This is a genomic window from Streptococcus anginosus, from assembly GCF_001697145.1.
Lineage (GTDB): Bacteria > Bacillota > Bacilli > Lactobacillales > Streptococcaceae > Streptococcus > Streptococcus hominis.
In genome coordinates, this window is sequence record NZ_CP012719.1 from 654,190 (window position 1) to 671,309 (window position 17,120).

Annotated in this window: 16 protein-coding genes; 11 read left to right on the forward strand and 5 right to left on the reverse strand. The window is 39.8% G+C overall.

Going from position 1 to position 17,120, the window contains the following annotated elements; all coding sequences use genetic code 11:
* Nucleotides 1-8: 8 nt before the first annotated feature.
* From SanJ4206_RS03210 to SanJ4206_RS03230, 5 genes are all read right to left on the reverse strand, one after another.
* Nucleotides 9-230, reverse strand: coding sequence for a hypothetical protein (locus SanJ4206_RS03210; RefSeq protein ID WP_006906978.1), 222 nt, complete (start codon nt 228-230; stop codon nt 9-11).
* A 38-nt stretch (nt 231-268) separates the two neighbouring features.
* Nucleotides 269-1,450, reverse strand: coding sequence for a MobT family relaxase (gene mobT, locus SanJ4206_RS03215; protein WP_418346449.1), 1,182 nt, complete (start codon nt 1,448-1,450; stop codon nt 269-271).
* Between the two features lie 210 nt (nt 1,451-1,660).
* Nucleotides 1,661-3,037, reverse strand: coding sequence for an FtsK/SpoIIIE domain-containing protein (locus tag SanJ4206_RS03220; protein WP_022525061.1), 1,377 nt, complete (start codon nt 3,035-3,037; stop codon nt 1,661-1,663).
* A 35-nt stretch (nt 3,038-3,072) separates the two neighbouring features.
* Nucleotides 3,073-3,453, reverse strand: coding sequence for a YdcP family protein (locus SanJ4206_RS03225; RefSeq protein ID WP_006906982.1), 381 nt, complete (start codon nt 3,451-3,453; stop codon nt 3,073-3,075).
* 16 nt (nt 3,454-3,469) lie between these two features.
* Complete coding sequence (locus tag SanJ4206_RS03230) at nt 3,470-3,784, reverse strand: YdcP family protein (protein WP_037593289.1); 315 nt, start codon at nt 3,782-3,784, stop codon at nt 3,470-3,472.
* 555 nt (nt 3,785-4,339) lie between these two features.
* Here SanJ4206_RS03230 and glgB point away from each other — a divergent pair.
* The 11 genes from glgB to SanJ4206_RS03285 all read left to right on the forward strand — a co-directional run bounded on the left by glgB (nt 4,340) and on the right by SanJ4206_RS03285 (nt 17,118).
* Entirely contained in the window at nt 4,340-6,250 is a 1,911-nt protein-coding gene (glgB, locus tag SanJ4206_RS03235) for a 1,4-alpha-glucan branching protein GlgB (protein ID WP_003028051.1), read from the forward strand.
* 3 nt (nt 6,251-6,253) lie between these two features.
* Entirely contained in the window at nt 6,254-7,396 is a 1,143-nt protein-coding gene (locus SanJ4206_RS03240; protein WP_003028052.1) for a glucose-1-phosphate adenylyltransferase, read from the forward strand.
* Nucleotides 7,386-8,525, forward strand: a complete 1,140-nt coding sequence (glgD, locus tag SanJ4206_RS03245; RefSeq protein ID WP_003028053.1) for a glucose-1-phosphate adenylyltransferase subunit GlgD — start codon at nt 7,386-7,388, stop codon at nt 8,523-8,525. Before SanJ4206_RS03240 ends, glgD begins: the two co-directional genes overlap by 11 nt.
* The gene (gene glgA, locus SanJ4206_RS03250; protein ID WP_003028054.1) at nt 8,522-9,952 is read left to right on the forward strand and encodes a glycogen synthase GlgA; all 1,431 of its coding nucleotides are present in this window, start codon (nt 8,522-8,524) and stop codon (nt 9,950-9,952) included. Before glgD ends, glgA begins: the two co-directional genes overlap by 4 nt.
* 24 nt (nt 9,953-9,976) lie before the next feature.
* The gene (locus SanJ4206_RS03255; protein WP_003028055.1) at nt 9,977-12,373 is read left to right on the forward strand and encodes a glycogen/starch/alpha-glucan phosphorylase; all 2,397 of its coding nucleotides are present in this window, start codon (nt 9,977-9,979) and stop codon (nt 12,371-12,373) included.
* Between the two features lie 331 nt (nt 12,374-12,704).
* The gene (locus tag SanJ4206_RS03260) at nt 12,705-12,905 is read left to right on the forward strand and encodes a F0F1 ATP synthase subunit C (protein ID WP_003025282.1); all 201 of its coding nucleotides are present in this window, start codon (nt 12,705-12,707) and stop codon (nt 12,903-12,905) included.
* 39 nt (nt 12,906-12,944) lie between these two features.
* Entirely contained in the window at nt 12,945-13,658 is a 714-nt protein-coding gene (atpB, locus tag SanJ4206_RS03265) for a F0F1 ATP synthase subunit A (RefSeq protein ID WP_003028057.1), read from the forward strand.
* Nucleotides 13,659-13,672: 14 nt separating this feature from the next.
* Nucleotides 13,673-14,167 (forward strand): F0F1 ATP synthase subunit B, encoded by a 495-nt coding sequence (gene atpF / locus SanJ4206_RS03270; protein WP_003028058.1) that lies wholly within the window; start codon nt 13,673-13,675, stop codon nt 14,165-14,167.
* Nucleotides 14,167-14,703, forward strand: a complete 537-nt coding sequence (locus SanJ4206_RS03275; RefSeq protein WP_003028060.1) for a F0F1 ATP synthase subunit delta — start codon at nt 14,167-14,169, stop codon at nt 14,701-14,703. The genes atpF and SanJ4206_RS03275 overlap by 1 nt, the downstream gene beginning before the upstream one ends.
* Nucleotides 14,704-14,718: 15 nt before the next feature.
* Nucleotides 14,719-16,224 carry a F0F1 ATP synthase subunit alpha gene (atpA, locus tag SanJ4206_RS03280; protein WP_003028061.1) on the forward strand — a complete coding sequence of 502 codons (1,506 nt, stop codon included), beginning with the start codon at nt 14,719-14,721 and terminating at the stop codon, nt 16,222-16,224.
* 15 nt (nt 16,225-16,239) lie between these two features.
* On the forward strand, nt 16,240-17,118 hold the full coding sequence (locus SanJ4206_RS03285) for a F0F1 ATP synthase subunit gamma (protein ID WP_003028065.1): 879 nt from the start codon (nt 16,240-16,242) through the stop codon (nt 17,116-17,118).
* Nucleotides 17,119-17,120: the final 2 nt, after the last annotated feature.

Consider the following 17,120-nt stretch of genomic DNA (forward strand, 5'->3'; position numbering starts at 1 on the left):
CCTCCTCTCTAAGCTCCAATAATTTTATTGAACAGCTCCAGTAAAATGTCCTTGACACCGGCTGCGTTGAATACCAGTCCTACTGCAATAATCGCAATGATAAGAAAGCCGATAAGTTTGGAAAATTCACGCTTAAAGCCAAGATATAAGCCAATCACAACAATAGCTAAAAGCACCAGTGATTGTGCGTTCGATAAAAACCAGTTATAAAGATTTTGTCCAAAGTTCATTGAAAAATATTCTCCTCTCTGTTAAAAATGAATTTGTGTCATACAATGACATTTTTGATATTTGCTGACTGTTGTTTGAGAATCTGCTTATGCTTGTCCGTCAGCTTTGCATGTGCAAGCAGAGTATTTACCGTCTGTGTCTGATTGATTTCGTCCAGCTTTAGTGCCACCTTTAAGGTAGGAGCGACCTGACGAGCCAGCCAGTTTAGCGTTCGCTCATAGGTATAGGGTTCCGGTTTTGTCGTGAGTTTTAAGCGGTCACGGTGATTGCCGATAAACCAAGCCCATTCATCATTCAATTTCCAGTCACAGCGAGGTCTGTTATCATCCCTGTCTACAAAACGGATATAGCGGTTGATAATCTTAAAGGCGGTCTGCTCCGGATTGTCAAAGATAAGCAGGTCACGAACGGCATAATAGGCACGCTCATTTTTCAGACGGATTTCAAAGCGGTTTTTCACTTCCGCTTCACGGATGGGAATATGATTCTTCCTGTACTGCTCATAGTCCTTTTCATAAATGCAAAAGTAAACTTCGCTTTGAAGAGAACCAATATAGAGAGTATTTCCCATACATTCCTTTTCATCTTTGCGTACCAGTTCACCGCTTCGGTAGCTTTTGAAACTGCGAAAGACGGAGATACATTCCTCATTCCTGCATTTTTCGGTAAGCATGGGAATATTCAAAATGCCGGTTCTGTCATTGATGGCTAAATCCAGTCGCTTCATCACACCGCCAGCCGATAAGGCGTCCATGAAAAATTCATACCAGCTTCGCTCCTGTGCCAGAAGATAGGCTTCAAACTGTCTGCACCCACGTCCCTTTAGTTCTACCAGCACACCCTTACTAAGCTCCGATGAACAGAGAACAAATATATCTCCTAAAGCGTAATGCTCCGAATAGGAGTAGAAGCCGTAATCCTCATGAAGAAAATAGAACAGCTTTAATCGCAGGATTTGTTCTACCACATATCTGACATCTGTTGTCGGAAAGCGAATCCTTACATAGTCAAAAATAAGCTCAAGCGGAGAGTTAGGATTGAACCGTTCCAAGGTTTCAAAGAGTACATGTTCCAGTTCCTTTGACGGTATGACTTTCCCTGTTTCAATATCACTTAAATACTGCCTTGTAATACCTGCTCCGGTTGCCAGACGGCTCTGTGAAATACCATAAGCCAATCGTGTTTCTTTTATCTTTTCGATATGATTTTCTTTCTCCAGTAAAATCCCTCCTGTCTAAAAAGGCAGATGTCAACTTTGAAAGCTCACTTGACACCTGCCGTAATTTCTATAATCCCTTGTCCTGTAAAGAATAAGAGATGATAAATAAATTGTTTTTTGTCGATTTGTACCCCCCTGTTAGATACGGGGGGTTGAATGGTTGGCGTGGCTGCCGCCACACCAACCGGCAAACCGTCCGCACGGCAAGGCTTACGCTTCGCACGCCTTTTGTGCGTCCTGCCTGCCGTCTGTGAGTTTCCGTATCTCCTCTAAAAAATCATGTCCTTTGGGAACAAGGGGCGTATAAAATTCAGATATGACGCTTGTTCCCACATCAACATAGCCATGCCCTTTGATTTGTTTTGAGAAGAAATCCTTTTGCACATCACTTCCAAACATCATGCCGTATCCCATTTCAGACATACGACCTAAAGCTACTCTGAAATGAAACTGGTCACGGATTCCGTCGCCAAGGTATTTTGCGTCCGGTCTTTGACAGGCTAATATTAGGAAAAATCCTGCCTGACGACCTAACATGACAATCTGCTTTAATTTATTTAAGACGGCAGTATTCTCCTTTGTTCCCAGCATTTCCATAAAAGCGACATATTCATCAAAAATCAGGAAATGAGCCGGAAGCCCCAAGTAGGAATAATTTTCGCCTGTTTTATAGTTTTCCATTTCTTTCATGGCGAGGCTTCGCTTCACCATTTCTTCATAGAATCTGTCAATGCAGGAAAGGATATCTTCCTTTTGAAAATACACCTCTTTCATAACAGAGCCTAAGTCGGCAAGATCGGCATTTTTCGGGTCAAGGATATACAGCTTTGCATTTGTACGGAGCAGGGCTTCAATCAGTGTCAGGATAAAATAGGTTTTACCGCCGCCTGTACCACCGGCAATTAACATATGAGGGAGCTTGTCATATTCCCACCATATATTTTTCATAAGGCGTAGCTTTCCGCTTTTTGCCTGTACCTCGTCAATGGAAATACGATTGGCAATCATGTCATAAAGCAGGGTATATTCCACATAGGAATCTTTCAGCTCCTTTTCGGTCAGCTCACAATATAAGCCGCTCTCCAGCTTTTTCTCCAAATGCAGGAGCTGTTCCTGATACTTGCCCAGCGTAATTTCTACACGTATCTGAATCAGACCGTTTTTCATGCGGTAATAGACTTTCGGGAAGTAGCTTATCTTTTCTCTTGTCCGGCTGGAAGAATCTTTAAAAATCCCCTCTGATTTTACCTGCTTTGCTTCATACCATTTGTTTTCCAGTATCATTCTGGCTAATTTCTGACGATGATAGAGCTGTTTTATCCAGTCATAGCGATAGCGTTTAATCACCAAAACAAGCAGCAGGCAGATAACACCGGAGCTAATACAGCTTATGGAAAGATAGGGAACATTGATTTCACCTGCTTTTGGTAAATGAAAATCCTGCCAGTTTATCTCTGAGATTGTCTTTGCATGAAACAGGGCAACAACAAGAATAAAAACCGGCAGGAATATTGATACGGCTGTATGAAAGACCAAATCCTTATCGCTTGGTCGAATCCGTTTACCGGAAAGAAGCCACTGTTTCATGTGCCTGTTTCTCCTTTCGATTTGCGTTCTTTACCTTACTTTTCAGATATGGGTTCTTTTTTAGGAGCTTCCCTCTTGAAATTTCCTGAATCCTTCGCCGGCACAATATCATCTGCCTTGATATACCAGTCCACCTCTGCTCCCTGAAAGGTTGCGGTCGCTACCGTATCGGCTACCGGATTGATAAGCTCTACATGTGCGTTATAGTCAAATTCTTTCAGCGGAACGCTTGCAGGAATGCTCACCTGAATCATTCGTCCCTGTCCTTTGGATTTGAGGTCATAGGTACGCTCCTTAATTTCTTCCGAAAGCGTGCCATCTTCCTTTTGAATGCGTACCTCACGGCGAAGTGCGGAGAATTTCAACTCTCCAAATGTCGCTTCCTTTTCTAAGACGATACCGTTTGCTAATCTCATTTCTTTTCCTCGCTTTCTATGCCTTTATCATGTCGTCGGCTTCCAGAATGTAATTGGTAAATCCTCGTGTGCCGATTTTATATCCCTCTGCTCTGATACGGGGATGGATGAGTTTTACTTTTTCCTCAAAGGCAAAGTTCTTTTCGCCTGCTTCTGCCGGAAGTATCACGATAATATCGTCTGCTCTCTGCACATCGGAATAGAGGTTGTAGCTTCTTGATAAGACCGTAAGCTGTCCGTTGATTCTTCTTTGTATGACTTTATCCTCACCGGCAAATTCTAAGTTTCCAAAAGTCTTTTCCATGTTGGGAATAACAAATTTTAGTTCCATATTTTTTCGTCCTTTCTGTGATCTATTGATTTTTATGTTTTCAGCGTATCTTTCGTAGGAGAACGACATTTCCTTTCCAAAGTTTTTCTTTCCATCATTATCACGACCTTTCAAATTAAATACAAAAATAGACACCTCATTGTTGAAGTGTCTACCTTTATGAATATTCAATTTGTGCTGGAGGTATCTATTAAATCTTCACCTTTCAAGGAAAATCGTCGTACCAAAGCTCATTCATACGTAGTAAATCAGTAGTAATTTAATTGGTTTTATCCTTGATAAGGTGCAGTGTCTCCAGTGTTTATGCAGATAATTGGGATTTTATGATGTTTTTCATTTAAAAAAGTTTACTCTTTTATCGACTATTTAGTAGGAATGGAATGAAAAGTTTAAAATTTTAACAAAATCTAGTTATTTTTGCTAATAGTGGGCATTATTTGAAGAAATGTTCGGTTTTGAGAATTTTTTGTAATAATAATGGAAATTTACTTGAAAAGCAATAGGAAAAATAGTAAAATAGAATCATAGAAAACGCTTACAAAACGAGGTGAAAAAATGGATAGACAAGAAGCATTGAGAACTTTTACCACAGGTGAAAATTTCCATTTGCAGCACTATTTGGGGGCTCATCAAGATGAAGTAGATGGGCAAAGTGGCTATACATTTCGTGTATGGGCACCGAATGCTCAGAGTGTGCATCTGATTGGAGACTTTACCGACTGGTATGAAAATCAAATCCCTATGGCACGTAATGAAGGTGGCGTATGGGAAGTGTTTACGGATTTACCTAAGGAAGGAGACATTTACAAATACAACATCAAACGAAGTAGCGGGCAAGAAATTTTGAAAATTGATCCGCTGGCAGTTTATTTTGAAAAACGTCCTGGTACAGGTGCAGTAATTCGGACGATTCCAGAAAAGAAATGGAAAGATGGTCTATGGTTAGCTCGCAGAAAACGTTGGGGATTTTTCTCACGTCCAGTGAATATTTACGAAGCTCATGCAGGTTCCTGGAAGAAAAATGAGGATGGTAGCCCGTATTCATTTGCTCAATTAAAAGATGAACTGATTCCTTATTTGGTTAAAATGAATTATACTCATGTGGAATTCATGCCACTAATGGCGCATCCACTTGGATTGAGCTGGGGTTATCAGCTAATGGGATATTTTGCACTTGAGCACACGTATGGAACGCCTGAAGAGTTTCGTGATTTTGTTGAAGAATGTCATGTCAATAATATCGGAGTTATTGTTGACTGGGTGCCGGGTCATTTTACTATCAATGATGATGCCTTGGCTTATTATGACGGTACACCTACGTTTGAATATCAGGATCATGACCGTGCCCATAATTACGGCTGGGGCGCTCTCAATTTTGACTTAGGAAAGAATGAAGTGCAGTCTTTCTTGATTTCTAGTATCAAGTTTTGGATTGACTTTTATCATTTAGACGGAATCCGCGTGGATGCTGTTAGCAACATGCTCTACCTAGATTATGATAGTGGTCCATGGCAACCAAATATTGACGGGGGCAATCGCAACTACGAAGGCTATTACTTCCTTCAACGCTTGAACACGGTTATCAAACTGGCTCATCCAGATGTCATGATGATTGCAGAGGAAAGCACGAGTGATACAAAGATTACAGGTATGGCAGAAATGGGTGGTCTTGGATTTGACTACAAGTGGAACATGGGCTGGATGAATGACATTCTGCGCTTCTACGAAGAAGACCCAATTTACCGCAAGTATGATTTTAATCTAGTAACCTTTAGTTTTATGTATGCTTTCTCTGAAAATTTCTTACTGCCATTCTCTCATGACGAAGTGGTGCATGGTAAGAAGAGCCTCATGCATAAGATGTGGGGAGACCGCTACAATCAATTTGCTGGTCTGCGAAATCTCTATACATATCAAATGTGTCACCCAGGGAAGAAGCTTCTTTTCATGGGTAGTGAATGGGGACAATTCTTAGAGTGGAAATGCGAAGAATCTTTGGAATGGCGTGATTTGGCTGATGATATGAATGCCAAGATGCAGCATTTCACTTCTCAGCTCAATCAGCTTTATAAAGAAAATCGTGTTTTATGGGAAAATGACTTGAGTTGGGACGGTTTAGAGATTATTGATGCGGATAATACAGATCAAAGTGTGCTTTCCTTTATTCGGAAAAATGACAAGGGAGATATGTTAGTTTGCGTCTTTAATATGGCTCCGGTAGAGCGCAAAGACTTTACCATTGGTGTTCCGGTAGCAGCCATATATGAAGAAATTTGGAATACGGAATTAGAAGAATGGGGAGGTGTGTGGAAAGAGCACAATCAAACGGTTCAGTCTCAAGAAGGCTTGTGGAAGGATTATCCTCAGACGTTGACCTTTACTTTGCCAGCATTAGGGGCAAGTATTTGGAAGATTAAACGTCGTGTGAAATCAGCAAATGTAAGTAAAAAGTCCAAAAAGGAGTAACAAATGAAGAATGAAATGCTAGCTTTGATTCTTGCCGGTGGGCAAGGAACGCGTCTTGGAAAACTCACTCAAAGTATTGCCAAACCAGCAGTACAATTTGGTGGACGTTACCGTATCATTGACTTTGCTTTGTCCAATTGTGCGAATTCAGGGATTCATAATGTTGGTGTCATTACTCAATATCAACCATTAGCTTTGAATAGTCATATTGGGAATGGCTCTAGTTGGGGACTTGACGGCATTAATACAGGAGTATCCATTCTCCAGCCTTACTCAGCAAGTGAAGGAAATCGTTGGTTTGAAGGAACGAGCCATGCGATTTATCAAAACATTGATTATATTGATACTATCAATCCTGAATATGTCTTGATTTTGTCTGGTGATCACATTTACAAAATGGATTATGATGATATGCTTCAGTCTCATAAAGATAACAATGCCAGCTTAACAGTGGCTGTTCTAGATGTCCCTCTGAAAGAAGCAAGTCGTTTTGGTATTATGAATACAGATGCCAATAACCGCATTGTCGAGTTTGAAGAAAAACCAGCTGAACCTAAGTCTACCAAGGCTTCTATGGGGATTTATATCTTTGACTGGAAACGCCTGCGTACTATGCTGGTAGCTGCTGAAAAGAGCAATGTAGATATGTCTGACTTCGGTAAGAATGTTATTCCAAATTATCTAGAGTCTGGCGAGAGCGTCTACGCTTATGAATTCAACGGATACTGGAAGGATGTCGGCACGATTGAATCTCTCTGGGAAGCTAATATGGAATATATCGATCCCAATAATGCCTTAGATAGCCGTGATCGTCAATGGAAAATTTACTCACGGAACTTGATTTCCCCACCAAACTTCCTTGGAGAGAACGCTCATGTTGAAGATTCTTTGGTTGTGGACGGCTGTTTGGTAGATGGCACGGTTAAACATTCGATTCTTTCTACGGAAGCTCAGGTGCGTAAAGATGCAGTTGTAGAAGATTCTGTTGTTATGAGTGGAGCTATCATTGGTCAAGGAGCAAAAATCAAACGTGCTATTATCGGTGAAGGAGCTATCATTTCTGATGGTGTAGAAATTGATGGAACAGACGAAGTACAAGTTATCGGATACAATGAGAAAGTGGGGGTACCATCAGATGAAGATTGATAAATATTCAGCAATTTTAGGAAATACAGTTGGATTTCATGATATGTCTACTTTGACAAGTCATCGTCCAGTTGCCAGCTTGCCTTTTGGTGGGAAATATCGGTTGATTGACTTTCCATTATCCAGCTTAGCAAATGCAGGGATTCGGAGCGTCTTTTGCATTTTCCAACAAGATAATATTAGTTCTGTCTTTGACCATATCCGTTCTGGACGTGAATGGGGGCTGTCTACTCTTTTGAGTCACTACTATCTTGGTATTTATAATACGCGCGTAGAAAGTTCTACTGTTGGTAAAGAATACTACGAGCAATTATTGACCTATTTAAAACGTTCGGGCAGCGATCAAACGGTAGCATTGAACTGTGATGTTTTGGTGAACATCGACTTGAACCAAGTCTTCCACTTACATGGTACAACTGATCAACCGATTACAGTTGTCTATAAAAAATTACCAAAAGAAGAAATTTCCGAAGTCAACGCTGTTTTGGAAATTGATGAAACAGATCATGTGAAAAATCACCATCTTTTTGATGATAAAAAAGATCAGGATTTGTACAACATGTCAACGGATATCTTTGTTGTGGATACACCTTGGCTGATTGAAAAGTTAGAAATAGAAGCACAAAAAGAATTTCCTCAAAAATTACGTTATGTTTTACGTGATTTAGCTACTCAGGAAAAAGCATTTGCTTATGAATATACGGGTTATTTAGCAAATATTCATTCTGTCACTTCGTACTTCAATGCCAATATTGATATGCTTGATTCGCAAAAATTCTATTCTCTTTTCTCCCCAAATCAAAAGATTTATACTAAAGTAAAAAATGAAGAGCCAACTTATTATGCAGTCGGTTCTAAGGTTTCAAATTCTCAATTCGCTTCTGGTAGTATCGTGGAAGGAGAAGTGATTGATTCTGTCATTTCTCGTAATACCCGCGTTAACAAAGGAAGTAGTGTTAAAAGCAGCATTCTCTTCCCACGTGTCCTTATTGGTGAAAATGCTGTTGTAGAAAATGCTATTTTAGATAAGGGTGTTGAGGTTGCTGAGAATGTGACCATTCGAGGAACAGTTGATAACCCAGTTGTCATTAAAAAAGGTGAAAAAGTAACAGAGGATAGAATTCAATGAAAATTTTATTTGTAGCAGCAGAAGGGGCACCTTTTTCTAAAACAGGAGGTTTGGGAGACGTCATTGGCGCTCTCCCTAAATCTCTTGTGAAGGCAGGTCATGAAGTGGGCGTCATTCTTCCATACTATGATATGGTGGATAAAAAGTTTGGCGACCAAATGGAAGACTTGTTCCATTTTGAAGTGAAGGTCGGTTGGCGTGGTCAATATGTAGGCGTGAAACGTACCGTTTTAAATGGTGTGACCTTCTACTTTATAGACAATCAATACTATTTCTTCCGTGGACATGTTTATGGCGATTTTGATGACGGCGAACGCTTTGCCTATTTCCAAATGGCAGCTGTTGAGTTAATGGAGCGAGTGGATTTTATTCCAGATGTTCTCCATGTGCATGATTATCATACAGCGATGATTCCATTTTTGGTGAAAGAAAAATACCATTGGATTCAGGCTTATCATGGTATTCGGACTGTTTTAACCATTCACAATTTAGAATTTCAAGGGCAATTTTCGGATGGGATGCTCTGGGATTTGTTTGGAGTAGGATATGAGCGTTATGCAGATGGTACTTTGCGTTGGAATGATTGCCTCAACTGGATGAAAGCAGGGATACTGTATGCAGATCGTGTGACAACCGTGTCACCAAGTTATGCACGTGAAATTATGACACCAGAGTTTGGTTGCGGTTTGGATCAAATTTTGCGGATGGAGTCGGGTAAAGTCTCAGGTATTGTCAATGGAATCGATACAGATATTTATAATCCAGAAACAGATGCGTTACTGGATCATCATTTTAATAAAGATGATTTATCTGGCAAACTTGCTAATAAGCGTGCGTTGCAAGAAAAAGTTGGTCTGCCTGTGCGAGATGATGTACCTCTAGTAGGGATTGTATCACGTTTGACTCGGCAAAAAGGTTTTGATTTAGTTGTGGATCAATTACACAATTTACTACAAGATGATGTACAAATTATCCTTTTAGGAACAGGAGACCCATCTTTTGAGCAATCATTTGCTTGGTTTGGTCAAGCCTATCCAGAAAAATTATCTGCCAATATCACTTTTGATGTGAAATTAGCGCAAGAAATTTATGCAGCTTGTGATATGTTCTTAATGCCAAGTCGCTTTGAGCCATGTGGATTGTCCCAAATGATGGCCATGCGTTATGGAACATTACCACTTGTACATGAAGTTGGTGGTCTTCGTGACACCGTTCAACCCTACAATGCTTATGAAGGAACAGGAACTGGATTTAGCTTTAATAATTTCTCAGGTTACTGGCTGAAATGGACATTTGACATGGCTATTGACGTATACCACAATGATAAAGATACATGGTATAACCTTCAAAGACAGGCTATGGAACGCGATTTTTCATGGGATACAGCTAGCCAAGCTTACAGTCATTTGTACCAATCTCTTTATTGATAGAAAGGAGTTTGCCGTTAAGAAATGAAACTAACAAAAGAGCAGTTTCTTCATGATTTTAAGGATATTTTGCATGAAGAACAATTGATTAAAGTAGAAGATGCCACTCCGGCAGAACTGTTTCAAACCTTAGCACGTACAATTCGCAAATACATCACTCCTATGTGGTTGGAGCGACGAAACAAATTAGTAGAAGACAAGCAAAAAATTGCTTATTACTTTTCGATTGAATTTCTACCTGGGCGGATGCTGGAAACTAATTTGCTAAATCTTGGAATCCTCGATGTTGTCAAAGAAGGTTTTGACGAATTAGGTATTGATTTTACAGCTGTAAAACGGGCTGAACACGATATGGCATTAGGGAATGGCGGTCTTGGTCGCCTTGCAGCAGCTTTTATGGATTCGCTTGCAACTACAGGCTATCCGGGATTTGGTAATGGAATCCGCTATCGCTACGGACTTTTCAAACAAAAAATTGTGGACGGTTACCAAGTCGAGTTGCCTGATAATTGGTTTGGTAGTCTAGGAAACGTCTGGGAAACGCGGAAAGATCACGATGTTGTAGATGTCAAAATTTTTGGGAATGTCTATCTTCAAGCCAACAAGGAAGGTCGGATCGTTCCTGTTTATGAAAATTCACAAACTCTTCGTGCAGTACCTTACGACGTGCCACAAATTGGTTTTGAAAATGATACTGTCAACAATCTTCGTTTATGGGATGTTGAAATTCCTGAAGAATATGAACTAGAATATCCAACGATTGAAGCACGCCGCAAAGTGCAAGATATTACGGCTATTTTGTATCCAGATGATTCAAGTTACGAAGGAAAAGAACTGCGCTTGATTCAAGAATATTTCATGACTAGTGCGGGTTTGCAGACGATTATCAAATCTTATCGGAAACAAGGCCTGCCTTTAGAGCAAATTCCTGAAAAGGTATCGGTCCATATCAACGATACCCATCCAGCGGTTGCACCAGCAGAATTTATGCGGCTTTTACTTGATGACTGCGGTCTTGAATGGGCGGACGCCTGGAATGCAACAGTGAAGACGATGAGTTATACCAATCACACCATTCTTTCGGAAGCTTTGGAAAAATGGGACGCGGAACTCTTTAAAAATGTTCTTCCTCGTGTTTACCAAATCATTCTTGAAATTGACAATCGCTATGTTTCTGATATGGCTGCACGCGGTATTGATCCGCAAGTGATTGAAAATACTCGGATTGTCAAAGATAATCAAGTCCACATGGCGCATCTTGCGATTATTGGTGGGCATTCGGTCAATGGAGTGGCAAAACTTCACACAGAGTTGCTCAAAGAAGATACGTTGCGTGACTTTTATGCTATTTATCCTGAAAAATTCAATAATAAAACGAATGGCATCATTCAACGTCGCTGGTTGCAAATTGCAGATGAACCATTGTCAAATGAAATTGATCGTTTAATTGGTAAGGGCTGGCGGACGGATATTCATGAACTTCGCAGACTTTTAGACTACAAAGATGATCGGCAAGTTTTGAGTGAATTTTATAATGTCAAGCAAGAAGCCAAGGCGCGCTTAGCAGTTTTCATCAAAGAATCTACAGGAGTGGAAGTGTCAACGGAAGCTATCTTTGATGTACAAGTGAAACGGCTTCATGCTTATAAGCGTCAATTGCTCAATTTGCTCCATATTCTTAAACTATATTGGGATTTAAAAGACAATCCTAATAAAGATATGGTGCCACGTGTCTTCATTTTTGGTGCCAAGGCAGCGCCGGGTTATCATTTTGCCAAATCTGTTATCAAATTGATCAACGAAGTGGCAAATCTTGTCAATAATGATGAGAGTCTACAAGGCAAGCTAAAGGTTGTTTTCCTTGAAAATTATCGGGTCAGCTTGGCTGAACTCATCATTCCTGCTGCAGATGTGTCAGAGCAAATCTCGCTTGCTTCTAAGGAGGCTTCCGGCACATCTAATATGAAATTCATGATGACAGGTGCCATTACTCTGGCAACTCTTGATGGAGCCAATATTGAAATCAAAGATGAAGTCGGAGATGACAATATTGTAATTTTCGGTATGGACAAAGACGAAGTCTATGACCATTATGCCCGTCATGATTACTACTCACGTGGTGTTTATGAAAGCAATCCTGTGGTTCGCCGTGTGGTGGATAGCTTTGTGGACGGAACTATTCCAAATGTCCGAAATGAAGGTTCTGAGATTTATGAAGCTTTGATTACGCACAATGACGAATACTTCCTTCTGGAAGATTTTGCTTCGTACGTAGCGGCTCAAGAAAAGATTGATCAACTCTATCGTGACAAAGGGAAATGGGCGCGTATGAGCCTTATTAATATCGCAACATCTGATAAATTCACATCAGATGATACGATTGAACAATACGCCAAAGAAATTTGGAACCTAAAAAAGTAATAAGCTAGGGGCTGGGACTTATCCAGCCTCTTTGTTGAAAAAGTGAATTGTAGTTTTTGTCTATATTTAATCGATAAAGATTACCTATAATATACATATATAGGAAAAAATTCGATAATTGGAAATAGCTATTTCTACATCAACAAACTGATAGTGGGATCAAGTTCGTTTTACTACTATTCTACAACCACAATTGTTGCAGGATAGCCTACTTTTTTGGAAATTGAAAGAAATCCGTATAAAACGTTTCCAAAAGACAAAAACATTTGACAAAAAGAATTTTTAGGACTAAACTAAGTAAGTAAATTTTAAACATAAAGGAGAATTCATCATGAATTTAACATTTTTTGGATTATGTCTTGCCTGTATGGGTGTTTCACTCGCTGAAGGGTTTTTAATGGCAAATCTATTTAAATCAGCATCACGTCAGCCAGAAATCATTGGTCAGTTGAGAACACTTATGATCATGGGGATTGCCTTTATCGAAGGTACTTTCTTCGTAACACTTGCGATGTCATTCATCATTAAATAAGAAAAGAAAGTTATCCTTTAGAAAAGGGGGTGGAGTTCGTTGGAAGAAAGTGTAAATCCAACTATCACTTTAGGTCCTGTGACCTTTGATTTGACTCTACTTGCTATGTCTCTTCTAACCGTACTTATCGTATTTGCTTTCGTCTATTGGGCTAGTCGGAAAATGACGCTGAAGCCTTCTGGTAAGCAAAACGTCTTAGAATACCTCTATGATTTTGTCATTGGCTTTACAAAGGGCAATATTGGCGATAAGTATATGAAGAATTACTCTCTATTTATCTTTTCCTTATTCCTTTTCGTTGCAGTAGCTAATAACCTTGGCTTGATGGCAAAAGTGCAGACAACCAAGGGATATAACTTGTGGACATCTCCAACAGCTAATCTTGCATTTGACCTAGGATTTTCATTCTTGATTACCTTGATTTGTCACATTGAAGGGATTCGCCGACGTGGGGTGAAAGCGTATCTCAAAGCTTTTGCGACACCTGCTGGAATGACACCGATGAATATTTTGGAAGAATTCACCAATTTTGCTTCTTTGGCTTTGCGGATCTATGGTAATATCTATGCAGGGGAAGTTCTGTCTGGCTTGTTATTAACTTTGTCACAACAAGCTGCTGCTTGGTATCCAATAGCATTTGTCTTGAATCTTGTTTGGACAGCTTTTTCAGTCTTTATTTCATGTATTCAAGCCTATGTATTTACCATGTTGACATCTATGTATCTAGGTAAGAAAATTAATGGTGAGGAATAGAAGGGAGAAAAGAGATGAATATTACTTTAGGTAGTCTTATTGGGGATTTTATCCTTGTAGCAGGCTCATTTCTTCTGTTAATCGTTTTAATTAAGAAATTTGCCTGGGATAATATTACAAGTACTTTTGAGCAACGTGCCAAAAAGATTTCGGATGATATTGATGGCGCAGAATCTGCTCGTCAAAAAGCAGAAGATTTGGCTCAAAAGAGAGAAACAGAATTAGCAGGTAGTCGTCAAGAAGCGACAACAATTATTGAAAATGCCAAGGAAACTGCCGAGAAAAACAAGGCAGGAATCTTGGCAGATGCAGCTGATGAAGCTGGACGTTTAAAAGAAAAGGCTAATCAAGAAATCGCTCAAACCAAAGCAGAAGCCATGAACAGTATCAAAGGTGATGTAGCCGATTTGACTGTAAATCTTGCTAGCAAAATTTTAGGTCAAAAATTGGATCAAGAAGCTCACAAAGAGCTCATTGACCGCTATATTGACAAGCTAGGAGATGCTTAATGGACAAAAAAAGATATGCGGTAATTGAAAAATATACCACACCTTTTGTCCAACTCGTGATTGAAAAAGGTCAGCAAAAAGATGTTTTTGAAAAACTTCAACAAATCAAAGACATTTTTGACAATACACATTTAGCTGCTTTTTTGTCACATATTGGTGTTGATGATACAGAAAAAGAAAGAAGCCTTCGCTATTTTCAAGGATCTGATTCATCCTTGATTGACAATTTCATTGAAGTTATTATTCATAATCATCGTGAAGATCTTTTTTATGATATTTTAGTAGAAAGTCTTCACCAGCTTGAAGAGATTAGTAATGAATTTGAAGTGACAATCAAATCAGTTCAAGGTTTATCGGAGGAGCAAAAATCTAAAATTATTCCGATTATTGAGCGAAAATTTGGATTGCAGGTCCGTTCTTTAAAAGAAGAACTGGATGCAAGCCTCATTGGTGGCTTTATCATCACAGCTAATAATAAGACAATTGATGCAAGTATTAAACGTCAATTACAAACAGTAAAAGAAAATTTGAAATAGAAAGTGGTGTGAATTTTGGCGATTAACGCACAAGAAATCAGCGCTTTAATTAAGCAACAAATTGAAAATTTCCAGCCAAATTTTGACGTCACAGAAACAGGGGTCGTCACATATATTGGTGATGGAATCGCCCGTGCTCATGGTCTTGACAATGCAATGAGTGGTGAGCTGTTGATTTTTGAAAATGGCTCATACGGTATGGCACAAAACTTAGAATCAACAGATGTAGGGATTATCATCTTAGGTGATTTCACAGATATTCGCGAAGGGGATACCATTCGCCGAACTGGTAAAATCATGGAAGTGCCTGTCGGAGATGCTTTGATTGGTCGGGTTGTTGATCCGCTTGGTCGTCCGGTTGATGGGCTTGGCGAGATTAAGACAGACAAGACGCGTCCAGTTGAAACACCTGCTCCGGGAGTTATGCAACGGAAATCTGTATCAGAACCGCTTCAAACAGGTTTGAAAGCGATCGATGCTTTGGTGCCAATTGGTCGTGGGCAACGGGAATTGATTATCGGAGACCGTCAAACTGGTAAAACAAGTATTGCGATTGATGCGATTTTGAACCAAAAGGGACAAGATATGATTTGTATCTATGTTGCCATTGGTCAGAAAGAATCAACGGTTCGTACGCAAGTAGAAACACTTCGTCAGTATGGAGCGCTGGATTACACAATCGTTGTCACAGCGTCGGCTTCTCAACCTTCACCATTGCTGTTTTTAGCACCTTATGCAGGTGTAGCAATGGCAGAGGAATTTATGTATAGTGGCAAACACGTTTTGATTGTCTATGATGATTTATCAAAACAAGCGGTTGCTTATCGTGAACTGTCACTCTTGCTTCGTCGTCCACCAGGTCGTGAAGCTTTCCCAGGAGACGTATTCTATCTTCATAGCCGTCTTTTGGAACGTTCTGCCAAAGTTTCGGATGAATTAGGTGGTGGTTCTATTACAGCGCTGCCGTTTATCGAAACGCAAGCAGGAGACATCTCCGCTTATATCGCAACCAATGTAATTTCAATTACAGACGGTCAAATCTTTTTAAGCGACAGTCTCTTTAATGGAGGTGTTCGACCTGCTATTGATGCCGGTTCATCTGTATCACGTGTAGGTGGTTCTGCACAGATAAAAGCGATGAAGAAGGTTGCCGGAACCTTGCGTATTGACCTTGCTTCTTATCGTGAACTGGAAGCATTTACCAAGTTTGGTAGTGATTTGGATGCGGCAACGCAAGCGAAATTGAATCGTGGCCGTCGGACGGTAGAAGTCTTGAAACAACCTGTTCATGAACCATTACCAGTTGAAAAACAAGTCGTTATTTTGTACGCCTTGACACATGGTTTCTTGGATAGTGTACCGGTTGATGATATTCTTCGTTTTCAAGCAGAACTGTTTGATTACTTTGATGCTCATCATGAAGACCTCTATGAAATCATTCGTACAACAAAAGACCTTCCAGAGGAAGCAGTCTTAGATGCTGCAATTACTGAATTTATCAATCAGTCTAGCTTCAAGTAAGAATAGAGGTGTCAGATGGCAGTTTCATTAAATGATATAAAAAATAAAATTGCATCCACAAAAAACACCAGTCAAATCACAAATGCTATGCAAATGGTATCTGCTGCCAAGCTAGGAAAGTCAGAAGAAGCGGCCAAGAATTTCCAAATCTATGCTTCTAAAGTCAGAAAGTTATTGACAGATTTGCTTCATGGGCATGAAGTGCAAAATTCCAAATACCACCCTATGTTGATTAGTCGTCCGGTGAAAAAAACAGCCTATATCGTTATTACATCGGATCGTGGCTTAGTAGGTGGTTATAATGCGACCATTCTCAAATCCATGATGGAACTTTTTGCAGAATACCATGATAAAGATGATTTCGTCATCATTTCAATCGGTGGTATGGGCTCGGACTTCTTTCGTGCGCGTGGTATTCAACCAATTTATGAACTACGTGGTTTAGCTGATCAACCAAGCTTTGATGAAGTTCGTAAAATCATTAACAAAACGGTTGAAATGTATCAAAACGAATTATTTGATGAATTGTATGTTTGTTATAATCATCACGTCAATAGTTTGACCAGCCAAATGCGTGTTGAACAAATGCTTCCAATCGTGGATTTGGATCCAAATGAAGCAGATGAAGACTACGTTTTGAATTTGGAATTGGAATCTAGCCGAGATGTCATTTTGGATCAATTATTGCCTCAGTTTGCTGAAAGTATGATCTACGGAGCAATTATTGATGCGAAAACAGCAGAAAATGCGGCAGGAATGACCGCGATGCAGACAGCAACAGATAACGCGAAAAAAGTTATCAATGATTTGACCATTCAGTATAATCGTGCTAGACAAGCAGCTATCACGCAAGAAATTACTGAAATTGTGGCGGGTGCAAGTGCACTAGAATAGTG

Bases quoted from the DNA above. Each gene is read 5' to 3' on its own strand.
- glgA (WP_003028054.1), top strand. From the start codon at position 8,522: ATGAAAATTTTATTTGTAGCAGCAGAAGGGGCACCTTTTTCTAAAACA.
- SanJ4206_RS03210 (WP_006906978.1), bottom strand. From the start codon at position 230: ATGAACTTTGGACAAAATCTTTATAACTGGTTTTTATCGAACGCACAA.
- SanJ4206_RS03255 (WP_003028055.1), top strand. From the start codon at position 9,977: ATGAAACTAACAAAAGAGCAGTTTCTTCATGATTTTAAGGATATTTTG.
- SanJ4206_RS03225 (WP_006906982.1), bottom strand. From the start codon at position 3,453: ATGAGATTAGCAAACGGTATCGTCTTAGAAAAGGAAGCGACATTTGGA.
- SanJ4206_RS03285 (WP_003028065.1), top strand. From the start codon at position 16,240: ATGGCAGTTTCATTAAATGATATAAAAAATAAAATTGCATCCACAAAA.
- SanJ4206_RS03260 (WP_003025282.1), top strand. From the start codon at position 12,705: ATGAATTTAACATTTTTTGGATTATGTCTTGCCTGTATGGGTGTTTCA.
- glgD (WP_003028053.1), top strand. From the start codon at position 7,386: ATGAAGATTGATAAATATTCAGCAATTTTAGGAAATACAGTTGGATTT.
- SanJ4206_RS03230 (WP_037593289.1), bottom strand. From the start codon at position 3,784: ATGGAACTAAAATTTGTTATTCCCAACATGGAAAAGACTTTTGGAAAC.
- SanJ4206_RS03275 (WP_003028060.1), top strand. From the start codon at position 14,167: ATGGACAAAAAAAGATATGCGGTAATTGAAAAATATACCACACCTTTT.
- glgB (WP_003028051.1), top strand. From the start codon at position 4,340: ATGGATAGACAAGAAGCATTGAGAACTTTTACCACAGGTGAAAATTTC.
- atpF (WP_003028058.1), top strand. From the start codon at position 13,673: ATGAATATTACTTTAGGTAGTCTTATTGGGGATTTTATCCTTGTAGCA.
- SanJ4206_RS03220 (WP_022525061.1), bottom strand. From the start codon at position 3,037: ATGAAACAGTGGCTTCTTTCCGGTAAACGGATTCGACCAAGCGATAAG.
- SanJ4206_RS03240 (WP_003028052.1), top strand. From the start codon at position 6,254: ATGAAGAATGAAATGCTAGCTTTGATTCTTGCCGGTGGGCAAGGAACG.